Raw genomic sequence first — 19,118 nt, forward strand, 5'->3', positions numbered from 1 at the left:
AATAAACAAAGCGTTGAACGGAATGAGTAGTCCACTGTCACTGTTTTTAGAGAGCTTTCGGCCGGTGAAAGAAAGCACAAACAGATGGATGAATTACCTCCCGGAGCTTCACCGTGAACATTTAGTAGCGGCTGACGTAACCGTCGTTACCGGTTAAAGTGGAGAAAATCAAAAGATTCTCAAGTTTGGGTGGTACCGCGCGTTATAGCGTCCCTGCATGATCATGCAGGGACGTTTTTTGTTTGAAAAAAGGAGAGATGAATATGGAATTGTTAGAAGATTTAAAGTGGAGAGGCATCGTCTACCAGCAAACAGATGAAGAAGGGATCGAAAAGCTGCTTCAAAAAGAAAAAATCGCACTATACTGCGGCGTTGATCCGACAGCTGATAGCATGCATATTGGCCATTTGCTTCCTTTTTTAACACTGCGCCGTTTTCAAAAACATGGCCATAAACCAATCGTATTAGTCGGTGGAGCAACAGGCACAATCGGTGACCCAAGCGGTAAAAAAGAAGAACGCACGTTGCAGACGATGGAGCAAGTACAAAAAAATGTCGATGGTTTGCGTGCACAACTAGAAAAAATTTTTTCAGTGGAAGGCGATAACGGTGCGCTTTTAGTCAATAACTATGACTGGATAGGTTCGATGGATGTCGTCACATTTCTTCGTGACTTTGGAAAAAATATCGGCGTCAATTACATGCTGGCGAAAGATACGGTATCATCACGTCTTGAAAGCGGCATATCATTTACAGAATTTGCGTACACGATTTTGCAGGCAATGGATTTTTACTACTTAAATAAGAATCATAACTGCCGTATGCAAATTGGCGGAAGTGACCAATGGGGCAACATTACGACTGGCCTGGAGATGATCCGGAAAATGAATCCGGAAAGCGAGCAGGCGTATGGATTTACGATACCTCTTGTTACAAAATCAGATGGAACAAAATTCGGCAAAACAGAAAGCGGTGCAATCTGGCTCGATCCGTCAAAAACATCTCCGTACGAATTTTATCAATTCTGGATTAACACTGCAGACGCGGATGTTATTCGGTATTTGAAAATTTTTACGTTCCTAGAGCAGGCTGAAATCGAAGCGCTTGAAACATCTCTAAAAGAAGAACCGCATCTTCGCAAAGCGCAAAAAGCACTTGCAGAAGCAATGACTGCTCTTATTCATGGAGAAGGTGCATTAAAACAGGCGGAAAGTATTACAAAAGCGTTATTCAGCGGTGATATTAAATCATTATCAGCGAATGAAATTGAACAAGGATTGAAAGATGTACCGACGTATGTGCAAGAGGGAGAAATTCCGAATATCGTGGATCTTCTTGTTGCAGCAAGTATTTCACCATCAAAACGCCAGGCGCGGGAAGATGTGCAAAATGGCGCTATTTCCATCAATGGAGAGAAAATGACAGATTCATCATATGTACTATCGAAAGAAGATAAAATGGATGGAAGATTTACTGTGATCCGTCGAGGGAAAAAGAAATACTACTTAATTCAATATAAGTAATAAAAAGAGCTGCTCAGAAAATGGAGCAGCTTTTGTATTACAATAGAATAAAACCGCCAATCCGAAACGGAAAGACGGTTCTGTTTCTTGCTATTAACGAGAGTAGAACTCAACGATAAGTGCTTCGTTAATTTCAGCAGGAAGTTCTGAACGCTCTGGAAGGCGCGTAAATGTACCTTCAAGTTTTTCAGCGTCAAATGTCAAGTAGTCAGGTACGAAGTTATTTACTTCTACTGCTTCTTTAACGATTGTGAAGTTGCTTGATTTTTCACGAACACCGATTGTTTGACCAATTTTCACACGGTAAGATGGAATGTCAAGACGTTTTCCATCAACAACAACGTGACCATGGTTAACAAGCTGACGAGCTTGACGACGAGTGCGGGCAAGACCAAGACGGTAAACAAGGTTATCAAGACGTGATTCAAGAAGAATCATGAAGTTTTCACCGTATACACCTTTCATTTTGCCAGCGCGATCGAACAAGTTACGGAATTGACGCTCAGTCACGCCATACATGTGACGAAGTTTTTGCTTCTCTTGAAGCTGCATTCCGTATTCAGACAATTTTTTACGCTGATTCGGGCCGTGTGGACCTGGAGCGTAAGGGCGTTTTTCGATTTCTTTACCTGTACCGCTTAGTGAAATGCCGAGTCGGCGGGATAATTTCCAGCTTGGACCTGTGTAACGAGCCATAATATGACTCCTCCTTTAATGTTTTTATTTTGTTGTAAAATAAAAACCGGTGTGAATTAACTGCCAGCACATTTTGTTTTCATGCATCATCGCCCTGCAGCAACGGGTTACACGATGCCCCTTTTCCGGAACGTGCCGGATAAAGAAACAAAATGAAATCAAAACAGCATACACATAGGCTGCATTTATTTTACACAAAGAATAGTATATAACGCGCCAATACGACTGTCAATCTTTTTTTAAAGGAAACGAGTCAGTACATTTGCAAAGTGTGTAAGACAAATTTCATCATCTTCATCGAATCGATCCACTTCTGGACTATCAATATCGAGCACACCGATCAATTCACCTTCTTTTATAAGAGGCACGACAATTTCCGACCGTGAAGCCGCATCGCACGCAATATGTCCAGGGAATTCATTGACATCAGCGACACAAATTGTTTTTTGTTCAAATGCAGCCGTTCCGCAGACCCCTTTTTTTAATGGAATGCGGACACAAGCAGGCAGTCCTTGAAATGGCCCAAGTACAAGTTCATGTCCATCGTATAAATAAAAACCAACCCAGTTGATTCGTTCTAGAAATTGGCCTAGAAGTGCAGAGGCATTGCTTAAATTCGCTATTTTGTTTGGCTCGCCTGTCAAAAGCGCTTCCATCTGCTTCGTAACGAGTGTATATTGCTCTTGTTTTGTGCCAGAGTAGCGAGTGGATTGAAACATGATTAAACACTTCCTTCTATTAAGGTGGAATCGATTTTGTCAAACCCTTGTCCGATGCCGCTTGCTGCATGTGCATCAGATCCATAAATAAGCGGGATACCGAGTGAGTAGGCCAAGCTTGCAATGTGCGCAGGAGGATAGGTTTCAAGACAAAGTGGTTTGACGGTACCTGCTCCATTGTAATCTAACGAATAGCCGTTTTTTTTCACAGCTTGTAAAATCGTCATAATATGATCATCAAATGATACGTCACATGGATACATATGCTGGAATTTATGAACCAGTGTTATATGTCCAATGCGGTCAGGTTTAAAATGGCCGAGATTTGCTTTAACTGATTGCAGTAAGGTATCATAATACGATGTATAGACGGCTTCAACGGATCCGAATTGTTTTGCTATGATCTCAAATTCATCTTCGCTAAAATCGACACAGTAATAGCGGTCTCTGTGATACAAAAAATGTACCGATAAAACGCTATCATCAAGGTGTGACCCATATTCATTAAGTAGATTAGTTGTATCTTGCTCAAAGCCTTGGATAAAATCAACTTCAAGACCTGTTCGAATACGGATCGATGATTCATATTGTTTTTTTACTAAATCGACCTCTTTTAAATACGGTTCCAGATCGCTCCAGTTCATTGCACTGTCTCGCTCAGGTGCCGGATCGATGAAATTTTTCGGGAGCGGGGCGTGCTCGGTAAAAGTAATATCAGTAAATCCGCACTCAATTGCCCGTTCAACATACTGAATAAGTGAATCTTTTGATCCATGTGGGCAATAGGAAGTGTGAATATGTCCATCTCTACACATATGCTTATGCTCCTTTTTTAAAATATGCTGTCTATTTTGACATTTTTTTGCGAAATCCAGGCGAAAAAACACAAGTTCCCATCCAAAAAATGTGTAGTCGTGCTATTATTAATACTAGTGAAATTATACGTAATTGAATTGAAGGACGCAATCTGTGGCGTCTATTTTACATAAATCTTATTTATTCGTTGTTACGAGGGGGCTTATGATGGTGAAGTTCGTCATTGGAGCGGTAATTGTCGTATTGATTTTACTCATTTATGTATTAATGATGAGGAAAAAAAATGCGACAGAAATTAATCAGCTGGATATGAAAAAGACGGAGCTTTTGCAACGTCCGGTAAATGAAGAATTGACAAAAGTAAAACGGCTCAACATGACTGGACAAACGGAGGAACTATTTGATAGATGGCGTGCAGAATGGGATGAAGTTGTAACCGTTGATCTCCCTGCTATCGATGAAAAGTTATTTGAGTCTGAAGGACAGATAGATCAATTCCGATTTGGTAAAGCGAAAAAGACGAATGCTGACATTGCTGTCCATCTCGATCAAATAGAGAAAAAAGTGGATGGCATTTTAACTGAACTTGACCAGCTTGTGGGCAGTGAAGAAAAAAACCGTGCTGAAGGGGAAGATATGTACGCACGGCAGCGTGAAGCTAGAAAGCGGCTCCTGGCTCATCGTCATACGTTTGGAAAAGCAGCATCTGTTCTTGAAGTGCAGTTAGATGTATTAACAGGGCGTTTTGAAAAGTTTGCTGATTTAACAGAAGACGGGGATTATTTGGAAGCACGTGAATTATTAAGGGAAATTCAAGTCGAAATGGATAAAATTCAGCATAAAATGGAACGAATTCCGGCATTGATGACAGAAGTAAATCACATATTGCCGGCGCAATTGACTGAAATTGAAAATGGCTACAAAGAAATGAAGCAGGACGGTTATTTACTTGACCACTTGCGGATTGAAAAAGAAACGGCCGTTTTAAAAGAAGATCTCGTCCGTTGTCGTGACTTTCTCGTGAAAACGGAAGTGGAAGAAACAGAACTGATCGTATCAGATACGAAAGACAGCATTGAGTTTTTTTATGATTTGCTTGAAAAGGAAGTCATAGCCCGGCACAATGTGATGAAAGATGAAGGGCAAACTGGTTTGATCATTGACGAGATAAGGGACTATAATGGCGATTTAATTGAAGAAACAGATTTTGTGAAACAAAGCTATCAGCTGGACGAGGAAGAATCAGGGATACCGCGCCACCTGGAAGAAGAGATTTATCATCTTGAAAAACAATATGAAATTTTACATGGACGGATTGCGGAAGAAAAAACGGCTTATTCATTTTTATATGATGAATTGAAAGATATTCAAGCACGGATGAACGAAATGAAAAAAGAGCAGGAAGGATTTACAGCCTTTCTGCAAACACTCCGAAAAGATGAAATAGAAGCGGGAAAAGAATTAAAATCACTGCGCCTGCAGGTACAGCATATTACACGTACAGTGAAACAAAGCAATTTGCCGGGACTGCCGGATTATTACCGTGATATGTCGGAAGAAGCACGTCTTCGTTTAAAGGAAACCAATACTTATTTAAATGAAAAACCACTTAATATGAAAGCTGTCCGTGAGAAACTGGATGCAGCGAAGGGCGCAATCGATCATTTGGCGAATAAAACAGCTGAATTAATTGAACAGGTTGCCCTGTCTGAGCGAATGATCCAGTTTGGCAACCGGTACCGGCGGACACATCCATCAATTGAACCAAAGCTGAATGAAGCAGAGATCGCTTTCCGCCATGCGGATTACGGAAAAGCACTTGAATTATGTGCCACGGCGATTGATAAAGTCGATTCAAAAGGATTGAAAAAATTCGATTTGCAATATAAAGAAGAGCAAAAAACATAAAGAAACAGCCGTCTCGAAGTAAAAGAGGCGGTTTTTTTTTAGTTGATGTGCTAACATGGATAGGTGAAAAAAGATGAGGGGTCTTAAATAATGATTTATTTTGATAATAGTGCGACAACGATGCCAGATGCGTCGGTCATGGATACATTTATGAAAGCAGGGGTTCGTTTCTTTGCCAATCCATCCTCCTTGCACTCCCCCGGGATGGAAGCAGAACGTTTAATGGAAAAAGCACGGGAACAAATTGCTGAATTAATGGGCGTCGCTGCAGATGAAATCATCTTCACATCTGGAGGCACAGAATCGAACAATCTGGCGGTAAAGGGGGCTGCCTCTTTTTATCAAGGACGAGGCCGCCATATCATCACAACGATGATCGAACATCCATCTGTATTTGAAGCCTGCCGTGACCTTGAAAAAGAAGGTTACAACGTTACATATGTAAAGCCAGATGAAAAAGGAGTGATTCGAAGAGAGGATATTGAGCAGGCGATCACAGATGAAACCATTCTTGTATCCGTTATGCATGTGAATAACGAAACAGGCGCTGTACAGCCGGTTAAACAGATTGGACAGTTATTGAAAAAATATCCGTCTGTTCTATATCATGTTGATGATGTACAAGGATTTGGGAAAGTCCCGCTGGATTTACAGGAGGCAGGGGTGGATTTGTTGTCTGTATCGGGCCACAAATTACATGGCCTAAACGGAACAGGCTTTTTATTTAAGCGCCAAGGTGTACATGTTATGCCTCTTTTTTCTGGAGGTGGACAGGAGCGGGGCGTTCGGAGCGGTACAGAAAATGCAGCGGGAATTGCCTCATTAGCAAAAGCGATTCGTCTTCTGAAACAAAGTGACCCGGAAAAAATAAGAGAGATAATAGAATTCATTCGTAATCAGCTCATAAAGCGTGAATGGCCTGTTATTCATACACCGTTTCAGTCAGCGCCGCACATACTCCATTTTTCTATCCCTGGTATAAAAGGAGAAGTGCTTGTTCACGCGCTTGAGAAAGAAGAAATCATTGTCTCTACAACGAGTGCCTGTTCATCAAAGCAAAATAAACCAAGTCGGACACTTGAAGCGATGAACGTAAGGGGAGAATATGCAGCTTCTGCTATTCGTATCAGTCTTTCACGGTATAATACGATTGAAGAAGCAATGAAATTTATTGACGCATTGGACCGTATCATACCGGTTCTGGCGAAAAAAAGGAATGAACGAACATGAACTATGACCGTATTTTAATCCGTTACGGTGAAATGTCCACAAAAGGACGAAACCGGAGCAAATTTACAAATAAAATGAAATCAAATATTAAACGGCTGCTCGCAGATGAACGGATTCAAGTGGAGGCACAGCGCGACCGCATGTTTGTTTATTTAAATGGTGCCTCATTTAACGAGGTGAAAGAACAGCTTTTGCATGTGTCAGGCATTCAGTCATTCAGTCCAGTTGTGAAAACGTCTCAGGAACTTAATGAAATAAAAGAAGCAGCACTTGAATTAGTGAAAAAAGCAATGGGTGCTGCCGGGACATTTAAAGTTGAAACCCGCCGGGCAGATAAAACATTTCCATTAGATACACATGCGTTAAATCATGAAATTGGCAGTCATGTACTGCGCGGAACCGAAAATGTAACAGTCAATGTACGTCATCCAGATCTTACACTTGTTGTTGAAGTGCGTCAGGAAGCGGTCTATTTGTCTTGTGAAACGTATCCCGGGGCAGGCGGTTTGCCAGCAGGAGCTGCAGGCAAAGCAGTCTTACTATTATCCGGTGGTCTTGACAGTCCGGTTGCAGGCTACATGATGATGAAGCGCGGTGTTGAAATTGAAGCAGTCCACTTTTTTAGTCCGCCTTATACGAGTGAACGGGCAAAGCAAAAAGTCATAGATTTAGCAGATATATTAACGAAGTATGGCGGGAATGTGCGCCTGCATATCGTTCCATTTACACATCTTCAAGAAACGATACACAAGCAAGTGCCCGAAAATTATACGATGACATCAACACGCCGTGTGATGATGCGAATTGCCGATCGTATTCGTGAACAGACAGGAGCGCTCGCCATTGTGACAGGGGAAAGTCTTGGACAAGTCGCAAGCCAGACAATGGAAAGCATGGCTGCCATTAATGATGTCACAAATACACCAGTCTTGCGTCCGCTTATTGCATCAGATAAGCTGGATATTATGGAAGAAGCCCGTAAAATCGGCACGCACGATATTTCTATTTTACCTTATGAAGACTGTTGTACGATTTTCACACCAGCGGCCCCGAAAACACGGCCTAAAACAGAAAAAGTTCAATATTTTGAAAGCTTTCTCGATTTTGAACCGCTTATTGAGCAAGCGATACGTGATACAGAAACGATCAGGCTGCCGAAAAAAGAAACAGAAATGGATGACTTGTTATAAGAGCAAAAATGTCTGCGTCTAAAAATGGCGTGGTTATTCAGTGAAAGTAATTTTAAGTATAGAAAGAAATCAGGTGCAAATATGCAAAGTGAAATGAAAATGGGTATTTTGGCTACATCCGCTTCTTATGTGATATGGGGATTAATTCCGATTTACTGGAAAATGGTTACGCACGTGTCGGCATATGAAATACTGGCTAACCGAATAATTTGGTCGTTCGTTTTCATGATCATCTTGCTTATCGTCTTAAAAAAGCTAGCCCCCTTGCGCAACGTATTAAAAGAAGTAAAAAGATACCCGAAAAAAGCCTTCGCTCTTGTTGCTGCTTCCTGTTTAATCAGTGTAAACTGGTTTGTTTACATATGGGCAGTGAACCATAATCAGATTATCGAAACGAGCATGGGTTATTATATTAACCCGCTTATGAGCGTATTGTTAGGCATCGTCGTATTAAAAGAAGCCCTGTCGAAAGCGCAAATTTTGTCGTTTATTCTTGCCGCATGCGGTGTGTGTATAATGACAATATCATATGGTTCTTTTCCATGGGTGTCACTTTCACTGGCGATCTCATTTGCACTATATGGCCTCGTGAAAAAAATAATAAAAATGGATGCATCAATTGGATTAACGATTGAAACGGCTGTTGTAATGCCGTTAGCCCTTTTTTATCTTTTATATGAATCGATGCAAGGCGGCATCCATTTATTTTCAGGCCATATAAAAACGGATTTGCTGCTAATGGGCGGTGGGATATTGACAGCTATCCCATTGTTGTTATTTGCAAAAGGGGCGCAGCAGATACCGCTTTACATGATTGGTTTTTTGCAATATATTGCTCCGACGATGACGTTACTGCTTGGCGTGTTTGTTTATAAGGAGATGTTTACCCAATCGCAAATGCTGTCATTTGTCTTTATATGGAGCGCGCTCGCTGTGTTTACATACGCGCAAATGAAGGGGATTCAAAAGAAAAAAGCAGTGGCTTAACCCTTTTCCGTTGCAATCGCTGTAACAAGTTCTGTATGATGTATATATACCGCTGAATTTGGAGGGAATTATACATGGCAAACGTAACATTTAAAGGAAACCCAATGACATTGATTGGCAAAGAAGTGAAGGTAGGAGACAAAGCACCTGATTTTAACGTACTTGCAAATGATTTATCTACGGTAACGCTTGCAGACACAGCTGGCAAAGTCCGCTTGGTCAGTGTTATACCTTCGATTGATACAGGTGTATGCAGTACTCAAACGCGCCGTTTTAACGAAGAAGCAGCAAAAGTGGACAATGTTCAAGTATTAACTGTCTCTGCTGACCTTCCATTTGCTCAAGCACGCTGGTGTGCAGCTGAAGGTCTTGAAAATGTAAAAACGTTGTCTGATCATCGCGATTTTTCTTTCGCTGAAGCATATGGTGTCGGCATGAAAGAACTTCGTCTGCTCGCACGCTCTGTATTTGTTATTGATTCAAATGATACGGTTACATATGTAGAGTATGTGGGTGAAGGAACAGATCATCCCAACTATGATGCAGCGATTGAAGCAGCGAAAGCAGCAAACTAATTCAGTACAGGCTCGTTTTCTCAGCCGGCTTTGACATTTTGTCGGAGCCGGCTGTTTTTTGCGAAAAGAAAGAGAGGATTTTAATTATGAATCAAGAAGTAACCATTGAACAATTATTTTCAGTGTTCGATGAATCGGCTGTATTGCTAGGCACTGCACTGTCGATTACCTACTTGGAGGCACTCGGTGAAACGGCGGAAAACTTGTTTCATGGCTATGTGGTGCAGGAAGAATTAAATGACATGGATGAAAAGCGACTTCAAAAATTATATGACAATGTGAAGCTGGATCGTTATTCAAAAGAATCGATCCGTAAATCATATCAGCTGGCGATTTTAAAAGGCATGAAAGAGCATGTACAGCCGAATCATCAAATGACACCTGATTCAATCGGGATATTCATTTCCTATTTAATGAGAAAAAGCAACGGCAGCAAAAGAACATTTACACTTCTTGATCCGGCGGTTGGAACAGGCAATCTTGTAATGACTGTACTAAATGAATTTGATGAGATGGTGGAAGCGTATGGTGTTGATCTTGACGATGTCTTATTAAAGCTTGCCTATGCAGGAGCCAATCTATTGCAGCACCCGATTACACTGCACAATCAGGATGCACTAGAACCGTTATTAATTGATCCGGTGGATGTTGTTATTTGTGATTTGCCGGTTGGCTATTATCCGAATGATGCGCAAGCAGCAAAGTATCGTTTACAAGCAGATAACGGTCATTCGTATGCACATCATTTATTTATTGAGCAAAGCTTGAATCATACAAAGCCCGGCGGACAACTTTTTTTTATTATTCCGAACGGGCTATTTGAATCGGCAGAAGCAAAAAAACTACAGTCATTTTTAACAGAAGAAGTGTACATTGAAGGAGTCATTCAGCTTCCAGAATCGCTGTTTAAAAATAAGCAGGCAGCAAAAAGCATCTTAATGATACGCAAAAAAGCACCGGGTGTAAAAAAGCCGAAAGAAGTACTTCTTGCATCTATGCCATCGTTGACAGATAAAAAAGCGATAGCGAATATTATGCAAAAAATTGATCGCTGGTTCAGCGCTCAACAGAAAGGATGACATCGATGTGGACCGAACGTGACCGTGCTTACTGGGACAGGCTTATGGACTGGGAGCAGCATCTTATTTCATATGAAGGAAATGATATTGAGTACTCCATGGCCAGTGTAATTGAGCGGTTGATGGAGGAAATCCCAGAAAACATGCGTGACGGGATATTTTCACAAATAGATAATATACTGTTTAATGTGCATTCTCTCTTGCAAGGTTCACAGCTACAAACAGAAGCACGCGAAAGCATTTTAACATCGGCACGTATTTTTCGAAATGATATTGAAACGGTACCGGATTTGCGCAAGTTAACAATTGATCAATTGCGCTATATAAGCCGTCAGCAAATGGCCAGAAACCGGTTTTATTCGGCCATGCAAGGAGCGGTCACAGGGACAGGTGCTATACTGCCTGTGGCAACAGACTTTCTTGCGATGGCTGCTGTCAATTTGCGCGCGGTGCAGCTCACAGCCCTTTCATACGGCTATGATGTCGAGTATCCATTTGAAATGACGGCTTCATTAAATGTATTTCATGCTTCAATGCTGCCAGACCGTTTAAAAGCAGAGGGCTGGGCACAGTTAATAACAGACGTGGAAGATGGCAAAGAACCTTTTTATTTTTATGAAGGAGTAGAACATTTAACGGATGAATCGTGGCTGGAAGAACCGCTCCGTCAAAGTGTAAAGCTCGCTGCCGTGATGGCGCTCCGAAAGAAAAAGGTGTTAGGTATTCCGCTATTGTCTGTCGCCATCGGTGCAGGTGTGAATTACCGTTTAACGAAAAAGGTAACTGAATTCGCAGAAAACTATTATCAATACCGTTATTTAAATGAAAAAAAAGAAAGAACCGGGGGGTGAGGACCGGTTCTTTCTTTTATTGTGCATCCCTTTTTTAGTAGACATCGATTTTTTTTACATCGGGCACCGTGCGAAACCAAAGCCATAGGTCATTAATGATGGATGCAAGTTCGCTAATCTCTGTGTTCAGCTGGCAGGAGGCAGCAAAACTATCTTCATTATTTAAAGCATCTTGTTTTTCATTGATTGTTCTTTCGAGCTCTAGAATCCGATCAGGAATGGCTCCTCGCTCTATCTCCCATTTATGCATAATCAGCTGTTGTTCTTCAAGTGGGTATTCCGTCCATTCACGCGCCAAAATAGGAATGGAAATACCAAGCCGATTGTCATAATGAAACATTCTATCACCTACTAAAATGATTTCATTCTATCTTAATGGATCTTCTGAAAAATGGCAAAACAGGCGTTTATCCTGCTTATACATGATTTCTACATAAATACACAAAAAGATGTATTTTTTTCTGAAAAGCACTTGAAAGGAAAGGGAGAACATGATATTCTTTATACATGTTAACAGAATAAAAATAAAAAATAATGAATATTTATACTAGTTTTCGCATCTTAGAGGAGGAAAAAAGTAAATGGGTAATAAAGTCGTTCTGGCTTATTCAGGTGGTCTTGATACATCCGTCGCGATTCCGTGGCTGAAAGATAAAGGGTATGACGTTGTGGCAGTCTGTTTGGATGTCGGCGAAGGAAAAGACCTTGAATTTATTAAAAACAAAGCGCTGCAAGTAGGTGCTGTTGAAAGTTATATGATCGATGCGAAAAAAGAATTCGCGGAAGATTTTGCTCTTATTGCACTGCAGGGACATACATGGTATGAGAATAAATACCCGGTTGTATCGGCGTTATCACGTCCGCTTATTTCAAAGAAATTGGTTGAGATCGCAGAACAGGAAAATGCAACAGCTGTTGCCCATGGCTGCACAGGAAAAGGAAATGACCAAGTTCGTTTTGAAGTAGCGATTCGTGCATTAAACCCAGATTTGGAAGTTCTTGCACCTGTTCGTGATTGGGCTTGGTCACGTGAAGAAGAGATTGAATATGCGAAACAGCACGATGTTCCAGTACCGGTTGGGAAAGCAAGTCCATTTTCAATCGATCAAAACTTATGGGGACGCGCGAATGAGTGCGGTGCGTTGGAAGACCCATGGGCAGCGCCGCCGCTTGATGCATACGATTTAACGGCTCATTTAGAAGATACACCAGACACGCCGGATATTATTGAAATTGAATTTGAAGCAGGTGTCCCAACGGCTGTAAATGGAGAAAAAATGGAATTGGCTGAATTAATACTTCATTTAAATGAAGTTGCCGGTAAACATGGAGTCGGCCGTATCGACCATATTGAAAACCGCCTTATCGGTATTAAGTCCCGTGAAGTATACGAGACGCCGGGTGCAACAACGCTTATTACAGCGCATAAAGAACTTGAAGATATTACACTTGTTAAAGAATTGGCTCACTTTAAGCCGGTTATCGAAAAACGCCTGACAGAAATTATTTATGACGGATTATGGTTTAACCCGATTCGTGAATCGCTTGTCGCATTCTTAAAAGATACACAGAAATACGTAACAGGTACAGTTCGTGTAAAACTGTTTAAAGGCCATGCGATTGTGGAAGGAAGAAAATCACCATATTCATTATATGATGAAAAGCTTGCAACATATTCGAAAGATGATGCGTTTGATCATGCATCTGCAGTGGGCTTCATCAACTTGTACGGTCTTCCGACAGTGGTAAGCTCGCGTGTCCATAAAGAGAAGGGGCTTAAGTAATCATGACAAAAAAGTTATGGGGCGGGCGGTTTCAAAAATCAGCGGAAGAGTGGGTAGACGAATTTGGAGCGTCCATCTCATTTGACCAGGAGCTCGTTTTCGAAGATATCGAAGGCAGCATCGCCCACGTGACCATGCTCGGTGAAACAGGTATTTTAACAAAAGAAGAAATGGATCAAATCAAGGCAGGGCTTGAGGCTTTAAAGAAGAAAGCTGAATCCGGTGAAATCGAATATTCGACTTCCCTTGAAGACATTCATTTAAACTTAGAAAAAGCGTTGATTGATTCAATCGGTCCGGTAGGAGGAAAACTTCACACCGGACGGAGCCGTAACGATCAGGTTGCAACCGATATGCATTTGTACTTGAAGAAGCAAGTCAAAGAGATTATCGGCCTTATCAGCCAGTTCCAGTCTGTTTTAGTGGAGAAAGCAGATAAACATAAAGAAACAATCGCGCCAGGTTACACTCATTTACAGCGTGCACAGCCAATTTCATTTGGACATCATTTAATGACATACTTTTGGATGCTGCAGCGGGATAAAGAACGGTATCAAGAAGCGTTAAAACGTATCGATGTGTCTCCGCTTGGGGCAGGGGCGCTTGCCGGTACAACGTTTCCCATTGACCGTAAACGTTCAGCTGAATTATTAGGGTTCTCTGCTGTATATCAAAACAGCATGGACGCTGTCAGTGATCGTGATTTCATTTTAGAATTTTTAAGTGCTTCCTCTATTTTAATGATGCACATGTCCCGTTTCGCGGAAGAAATTATTCTTTGGTCGAGCCAGGAGTTTCGATTCGTCGAGATGGACGATACGTTTTCAACCGGTTCGAGTATTATGCCGCAAAAGAAAAACCCGGATATGGCAGAGCTTATTCGTGGCAAGACAGGGCGTGTCTATGGAAACTTGTTCAGCTTGCTAACGATCTTAAAAGGCATTCCACTTGCTTACAACAAAGATATGCAAGAGGATAAAGAAGGCATGTTTGATACCGTCCACACCGTTCTTGGATCGCTTAAAATTTTCGCAGGCATGATCGATACAATGACGGTAAACGAAGAACGTATGAAGGACGCAGTGAACAATGATTTTTCAAATGCGACTGAGCTGGCAGACTATCTTGCAGCAAAAGGCATTCCGTTCCGCGAAGCGCATGAAATTACAGGAAAGCTTGTCTTCACATGCATTCAAAAAAACTGCTTCTTGCTTGATCTTTCGATGGAGGAGCTAAAAGACGCATCAAATGTAATCGAGGAAGACATATACGGTGTTCTATCTCCTTATGAAGCAGTTAAGAGAAGGAAGTCTCTTGGCGGCACTGGTTTTGATCAAGTCGAAAATCAGATTCAAGCGGCGAAAGAGCTACTTAAATAAGACAAAAATCCGCCAAAGGAGTGGCGGATTTTTAGCGTTAAAAGGAGAGGGATTCTTCAGATTCAGACGGAATAGCGTTTAATTACATTCAATTTTAGTTATTCTTACAAAAAAATCGCTGTCCATTTTGTGGACAGCGATTTTTTCGCGGTTATTCAGCTGCATCATCTGTACGAACAATTAAAACATCGCATTGTGCGGCGCGTGTAATATGTTCAGAAACGCTTCCAATTAAGAATCGTTCCATTGCATTCAAACCTGTTGCTCCACAGACGATAAGGTCCGCTTGTACTTGTTTAGCTACATCTTTCGAAATAATGACTTTGGGGGAACCAAACTCTATGAATGAGTTGACCTGCTTGACACCAGCATTTGCAGCTTCTTTTTTATACTCTTCAAGAAGTTCTTTTCCATATGTTTTTGCGCGTTCTGCAATGGAGCGGTCATAGGCTTCAATTGCGGCGAATGAACGTGTATCAATGACATGAACAAGATTCAAGGCAGCTTCATTCCGTTTAGCAATTTCAACGGACTTTTTAAAAGCCCATTCAGCTTCTTTTGAACCATCAACTGCTACTAATACATTTTTGTACTTTAACATAAGTCATTCCCCTTTCTATATCATCTTTATTGTACAATAAAAAAAATAAATAGGAAGCAAGAATTATGAATAGTTCCGCAATTTTACTAGTGAATCGACCCTTTCTTTATGAAAAATAAAAAGAAGGATATTTCGTTTTATTGATTAAATAAAGGGAAAAAGAAAAGGATAAAAGATAAACGAAAAGGGGAGTGGAAAATGAAAATATCATTTCACGGACATTCAGTCGTTAAAATTGAATCAAACGAGAAAACGGTATTAATTGATCCGTTTATTACAGGCAATGAACTGACGGATTTAAAGGCAGAAGAACAAAATCCCGATTTTATTATTTTGACACATGGTCACGGCGATCATGTCGGTGATACAGTTGCAATTGCTAAACGAAGCGGTGCACTCGTTATTGCGGTAAATGAGCTGGCCGTTTATTTACGGCAACAGGGCTTAAATACGCATCCCATGCACATTGGCGGCAGCTGGGAGTTTGAATTTGGCAAAGTGAAATTTACGCAGGCGTTTCACGGTTCTGGTCTGGAGCAGGAAGACGGTACATTTTTATACATGGGGATGCCAGCAGGCGTGCTTGTTATGAATGACGGGAAAACGGTGTATCATGCAGGAGATACAAGTATATTTTTAGATATGAAATTAATTGGCGAGCTTCATCCAATTGATCTGGCATTCTTGCCAATAGGGGACAATTTTACGATGGGGCCTGATGATGCAGTGCTTGCAGCAGAATTTTTAAAAGCGAAAATGGTTGTGCCTATTCATTATGATACGTTTCCACCCATCAGACAGGACCCAAAAACATTTATATCAAAAATAAAGGCGGGCAATGGGAAAGTAATGAAACCGGGAGACTTTATTCAACTATAATGAGAAGGGTGTCTCATTTGAGACAGCTTCTTTTTTTTTACGACCTTTTGTTCTATAATAAACTATAAAGATCAAAGGCTAAATTTGCAGCATCATGTCGCAACGCCTTTGCGGGCCTACAGTGTGTAGCCCAAGTGCGGAAAGGGACAGGTGGATCAGTTGATAACTAAACACGAACAAATTCTTCAACATATTGAAGAATTGCCGATAGGGGAAAAAATTTCCGTCAGGCAGATCGCGAAGGCACTTTCACTAAGTGAGGGAACAGCTTATCGAGCCATTAAAGAAGCGGAAAGACAAGGGTTTGTCAGCTCAATAGAACGAGTCGGAACGATCCGAATTGAGCAAAAAAAGAAAGAAAATATTGAAAAGCTGACATTTGCTGAAGTCGTCAATATTGTCGATGGACAAGTGCTCGGCGGTCGGAATGGCTTACATAAAACATTGAATAAGTTTGTTATCGGTGCAATGCAGCTTGAAGCAATGATGCGCTACACAGGGCCTGGCAATTTACTGATTGTTGGAAACCGGATAAAAGCACATGAACTTGCTCTTCAGGCGGGGGCAGCTGTCCTCATAACAGGCGGATTTGAAGCGGGGGAAGAATTAAAGAAGCTCGCAGATGATCTTGAACTGCCGGTTATATCAACAAGTTATGATACGTTTACCGTTGCAGCGATGATTAACCGGGCGATTTATGATCAGCTCATAAAAAAGGAAATTGTTCTCGTCGGAGACATTTTTACACCCGTAGAAAGCAGTGTTTTTTTAGAAATTGGTGATACGGTTGGCCACTGGCTCGATAAAAACCGGGAAACGTCGCATAGCCGTTTTCCAGTTGTAGATGAAAATTTGAAGGTATTCGGCATCGTGACGGCGAAAGATATTATGGGAAATGGCCGTGAAGTCATGATTGATAAAGTAATGACAAAGCACCCAATTACGGTCACGATGAAAACAAGTGTGGCGTCGGCTGCTCACATGATGATCTGGGAAGGCATTGAATTATTGCCGATCGTCGATGAACAGAGCCGGCTGCAAGGGATCATTAGCCGTCAAGATGTACTGAAAGCCATACAAATGGCGCAGCGTCAGCCGCAAACAGCGGAAACACTCGATGATACGATCGCAAAACAATTGATCCTGCCTGAAGATCGAGAAGCAGGAGACATATACCAATTCGAAGTCACGCCGCAAATGACCAATCACCTCGGAACGATTTCCTATGGTGTTTTTACAACAATAGTGACAGAAGCAGCAAAAAGGGCACTCCGGGCACATAAGCGTGGAGATCTCATTGTGGAAAATATTACGATATACTTTTTGAAGCCTGTACAGATGGAATCAATACTGGATATTTATCCAAAGGTGATGGAAATTGGGCGGAAGTTTGGGAAAGTGGATGTAGAAGTGTATAATGCAGGTGTTCTTGCTGGCAAAGTGATGATGATGTGTCAGCTTATTGACAGATAAAAAGCAGACATGAAAGCAGTCTGCTTTTAGGATGAATATTAGCGATCCATTTCATCTGCTTCAGATTGTGCAAATGGCAAGTAATGCTTGTACATTTTATATCCGGCAACCATGCTGGCAAATCCATATAAAATGAAAACCGAGGCGACGATATAAGCAACGGTTGTTTGCTGAATGAGTAGCGTGTTAATACCGAAAAGGCTGACGAACAATCCGAGCGCTATGCTTGATTTGGAGGATAGCCATTTTCGCTCCATCGGCCGCCTGCTGCGGACATACTGTACTTTGTAAAATAGGTAAAAAACAAACGTTAATACAATGATAACGACAAAAATGAAATTGGGCATGAATAAAATACCTCCGTTTTTAAACTCTTGTTCATTGTAACGGGAAAATAGAGGGATTTCCACCCAAAATCCATCTTTAGAGAAGGAGAAACCACGTGAAACAACACATTATTGACAAAATTAAAGAGTACGATACGATCATACTTCATCGTCACGTGCGCCCAGACCCGGATGCATATGGATCGCAAGGAGGACTAGCGGAGATCATTAAAGCAACATTTCCTCAAAAAACAGTGTTTACAGTCGGTGAAGAAGAACCAACACTTTATTTTATGCGGCGTCTTGATCAAATTGATGACAGTGTATACGAAGGAGCACTGGTTATTGTGTGTGATACCGCAAATCAAGCACGTATTTGCGATCAGCGTTTTAAACTCGGTAAAGAAATAATTAAAATTGATCATCATCCAAATGAAGATCCATATGGAGACTTGCTTTGGGTTGATACGGATGCTGCTGCGTGCAGCGAGATGATTTACGAATTATATAAAACATCGGAAGGTCAATTGAAAATGAGCGATGAAGCAGCCCGTCTTTTATACGCAGGTATTGTCAGTGATACAGGCCGCTTCCTTTATTCTTCAACAACAATTAAAACGATGCAATATGCCGGCGAATTAATGCAATATACCTTTAACCGTCAGGAATTATTTAATAGTATGTATGAAAAAGAAGCACATGTGCTAAAAATGGAAGGCTATATTTTGCAGCACTTTAATATGGATGAGTCAGGTGTAGCGGAAGTACGATTAACAAAAGAGCTGCTTGGAAAGTTCAACACGACACAGGCTGAAACATCGCAGCTTGTTAGTATTCTAAATGGTGTAAAAGGTATTCAGGCATGGGTGTTTTTCATTGAAGAAGATGATCAAATCCGGGTTCGCTTCCGTTCAAAGGGAGCGGTCATTAACAGTCTGGCAATGAAATATGGCGGTGGCGGTCATCCGCTGGCAGCCGGTGCGAGTGTCTATTCATGGGAAGAAGCTATAAATGTTTTAAACGATTTAAAAGCATTAATTACGAAAAGATAAAGGAGAACGCCATTTAGCAAGGAGAATTCTTTCTCCTTCTTTTTTTGCAA

At 41.3% G+C, this 19,118-nt stretch carries 19 protein-coding genes and 1 other annotated feature; of the genes, 13 read left to right on the plus strand and 6 right to left on the minus strand.

Going from position 1 to position 19,118, the window contains the following annotated elements; all coding sequences use genetic code 11:
- Positions 1 to 4: 4 nt before the first annotated feature.
- Positions 5 to 218: a binding site (T-box leader), on the plus strand.
- A 45-nt stretch (positions 219 to 263) separates the two neighbouring features.
- Positions 264 to 1,523 carry a tyrosine--tRNA ligase gene (gene tyrS / locus ACZYRN_RS00415; protein ID WP_488909532.1) on the plus strand — a complete coding sequence of 420 codons (1,260 nt, stop codon included), beginning with the start codon at positions 264 to 266 and terminating at the stop codon, positions 1,521 to 1,523.
- Positions 1,524 to 1,616: 93 nt separating this feature from the next.
- Here tyrS and rpsD read toward each other — a convergent pair whose 3' ends face one another.
- The 3 genes from rpsD to hisJ form a co-directional block, all read right to left on the minus strand.
- Positions 1,617 to 2,219, minus strand: coding sequence for a 30S ribosomal protein S4 (rpsD, locus tag ACZYRN_RS00420; protein ID WP_488909533.1), 603 nt, complete (start codon positions 2,217 to 2,219; stop codon positions 1,617 to 1,619).
- Between the two features lie 239 nt (positions 2,220 to 2,458).
- The gene (locus tag ACZYRN_RS00425; RefSeq protein WP_488909534.1) at positions 2,459 to 2,938 is read right to left on the minus strand and encodes a GAF domain-containing protein; all 480 of its coding nucleotides are present in this window, start codon (positions 2,936 to 2,938) and stop codon (positions 2,459 to 2,461) included.
- A gap of 2 nt (positions 2,939 to 2,940) precedes the next feature.
- Positions 2,941 to 3,753, minus strand: coding sequence for a histidinol-phosphatase HisJ (gene hisJ, locus ACZYRN_RS00430; RefSeq protein WP_488909535.1), 813 nt, complete (start codon positions 3,751 to 3,753; stop codon positions 2,941 to 2,943).
- Between the two features lie 154 nt (positions 3,754 to 3,907).
- On the opposite strand from hisJ, the gene ezrA reads away from it, so the two are divergent.
- The 7 genes from ezrA (at position 3,908) to ACZYRN_RS00465 (ending at position 11,574) form a co-directional block, all read left to right on the plus strand.
- On the plus strand, positions 3,908 to 5,662 hold the full coding sequence (ezrA, locus tag ACZYRN_RS00435) for a septation ring formation regulator EzrA (protein ID WP_488909536.1): 1,755 nt from the start codon (positions 3,908 to 3,910) through the stop codon (positions 5,660 to 5,662).
- A 90-nt stretch (positions 5,663 to 5,752) separates the two neighbouring features.
- Positions 5,753 to 6,892, plus strand: a complete 1,140-nt coding sequence (locus tag ACZYRN_RS00440) for a cysteine desulfurase family protein (RefSeq protein ID WP_488909537.1) — start codon at positions 5,753 to 5,755, stop codon at positions 6,890 to 6,892.
- Positions 6,889 to 8,082, plus strand: coding sequence for a tRNA uracil 4-sulfurtransferase ThiI (thiI, locus tag ACZYRN_RS00445; RefSeq protein ID WP_488909538.1), 1,194 nt, complete (start codon positions 6,889 to 6,891; stop codon positions 8,080 to 8,082). The genes ACZYRN_RS00440 and thiI overlap by 4 nt, the downstream gene beginning before the upstream one ends.
- A gap of 81 nt (positions 8,083 to 8,163) precedes the next feature.
- A complete protein-coding gene (gene rarD, locus ACZYRN_RS00450; protein WP_488909539.1) occupies positions 8,164 to 9,069 on the plus strand; it encodes an EamA family transporter RarD in 906 nt (301 codons plus the stop codon).
- Between the two features lie 74 nt (positions 9,070 to 9,143).
- Entirely contained in the window at positions 9,144 to 9,644 is a 501-nt protein-coding gene (gene tpx / locus ACZYRN_RS00455; RefSeq protein ID WP_488909540.1) for a thiol peroxidase, read from the plus strand.
- Between the two features lie 86 nt (positions 9,645 to 9,730).
- Positions 9,731 to 10,723: a class I SAM-dependent methyltransferase gene (locus ACZYRN_RS00460; RefSeq protein ID WP_488909541.1), complete on the plus strand. Its 993-nt coding sequence runs from the start codon at positions 9,731 to 9,733 to the stop codon at positions 10,721 to 10,723.
- 5 nt (positions 10,724 to 10,728) lie between these two features.
- Entirely contained in the window at positions 10,729 to 11,574 is an 846-nt protein-coding gene (locus ACZYRN_RS00465) for an EcsC family protein (protein ID WP_488909542.1), read from the plus strand.
- 34 nt (positions 11,575 to 11,608) lie between these two features.
- Here the strand turns inward: ACZYRN_RS00465 and ACZYRN_RS00470 are convergent, their stop codons facing one another.
- Entirely contained in the window at positions 11,609 to 11,914 is a 306-nt protein-coding gene (locus tag ACZYRN_RS00470; RefSeq protein ID WP_488909543.1) for a hypothetical protein, read from the minus strand.
- A gap of 241 nt (positions 11,915 to 12,155) precedes the next feature.
- Between ACZYRN_RS00470 and ACZYRN_RS00475 the strand changes: the two genes are divergently transcribed.
- Both ACZYRN_RS00475 and argH read left to right on the plus strand, forming a co-directional pair.
- Positions 12,156 to 13,358: an argininosuccinate synthase gene (locus ACZYRN_RS00475; RefSeq protein ID WP_488909544.1), complete on the plus strand. Its 1,203-nt coding sequence runs from the start codon at positions 12,156 to 12,158 to the stop codon at positions 13,356 to 13,358.
- Between the two features lie 2 nt (positions 13,359 to 13,360).
- Complete coding sequence (gene argH, locus ACZYRN_RS00480) at positions 13,361 to 14,737, plus strand: argininosuccinate lyase (protein ID WP_488909545.1); 1,377 nt, start codon at positions 13,361 to 13,363, stop codon at positions 14,735 to 14,737.
- A gap of 151 nt (positions 14,738 to 14,888) precedes the next feature.
- Here argH and ACZYRN_RS00485 read toward each other — a convergent pair whose 3' ends face one another.
- Positions 14,889 to 15,338, minus strand: coding sequence for a universal stress protein (locus ACZYRN_RS00485; protein WP_488909546.1), 450 nt, complete (start codon positions 15,336 to 15,338; stop codon positions 14,889 to 14,891).
- Positions 15,339 to 15,536: 198 nt separating this feature from the next.
- Here ACZYRN_RS00485 and ACZYRN_RS00490 point away from each other — a divergent pair, with 198 nt between their 5' ends.
- Both ACZYRN_RS00490 and ACZYRN_RS00495 read left to right on the plus strand, forming a co-directional pair.
- A complete protein-coding gene (locus tag ACZYRN_RS00490; RefSeq protein WP_488909547.1) occupies positions 15,537 to 16,217 on the plus strand; it encodes a metal-dependent hydrolase in 681 nt (226 codons plus the stop codon).
- Between the two features lie 159 nt (positions 16,218 to 16,376).
- Positions 16,377 to 17,690, plus strand: coding sequence for a DRTGG domain-containing protein (locus tag ACZYRN_RS00495; RefSeq protein WP_488909548.1), 1,314 nt, complete (start codon positions 16,377 to 16,379; stop codon positions 17,688 to 17,690).
- 38 nt (positions 17,691 to 17,728) lie between these two features.
- On the opposite strand, the gene ACZYRN_RS00500 is transcribed toward ACZYRN_RS00495, so the two are convergent.
- Positions 17,729 to 18,037, minus strand: coding sequence for a YtpI family protein (locus ACZYRN_RS00500; protein WP_488909549.1), 309 nt, complete (start codon positions 18,035 to 18,037; stop codon positions 17,729 to 17,731).
- A 95-nt stretch (positions 18,038 to 18,132) separates the two neighbouring features.
- Between ACZYRN_RS00500 and ACZYRN_RS00505 the strand changes: the two genes are divergently transcribed.
- A complete protein-coding gene (locus tag ACZYRN_RS00505) occupies positions 18,133 to 19,068 on the plus strand; it encodes a DHH family phosphoesterase (RefSeq protein WP_488909550.1) in 936 nt (311 codons plus the stop codon).
- Positions 19,069 to 19,118: the final 50 nt, after the last annotated feature.

The organism is Domibacillus sp. F004, assembly GCF_057814295.1.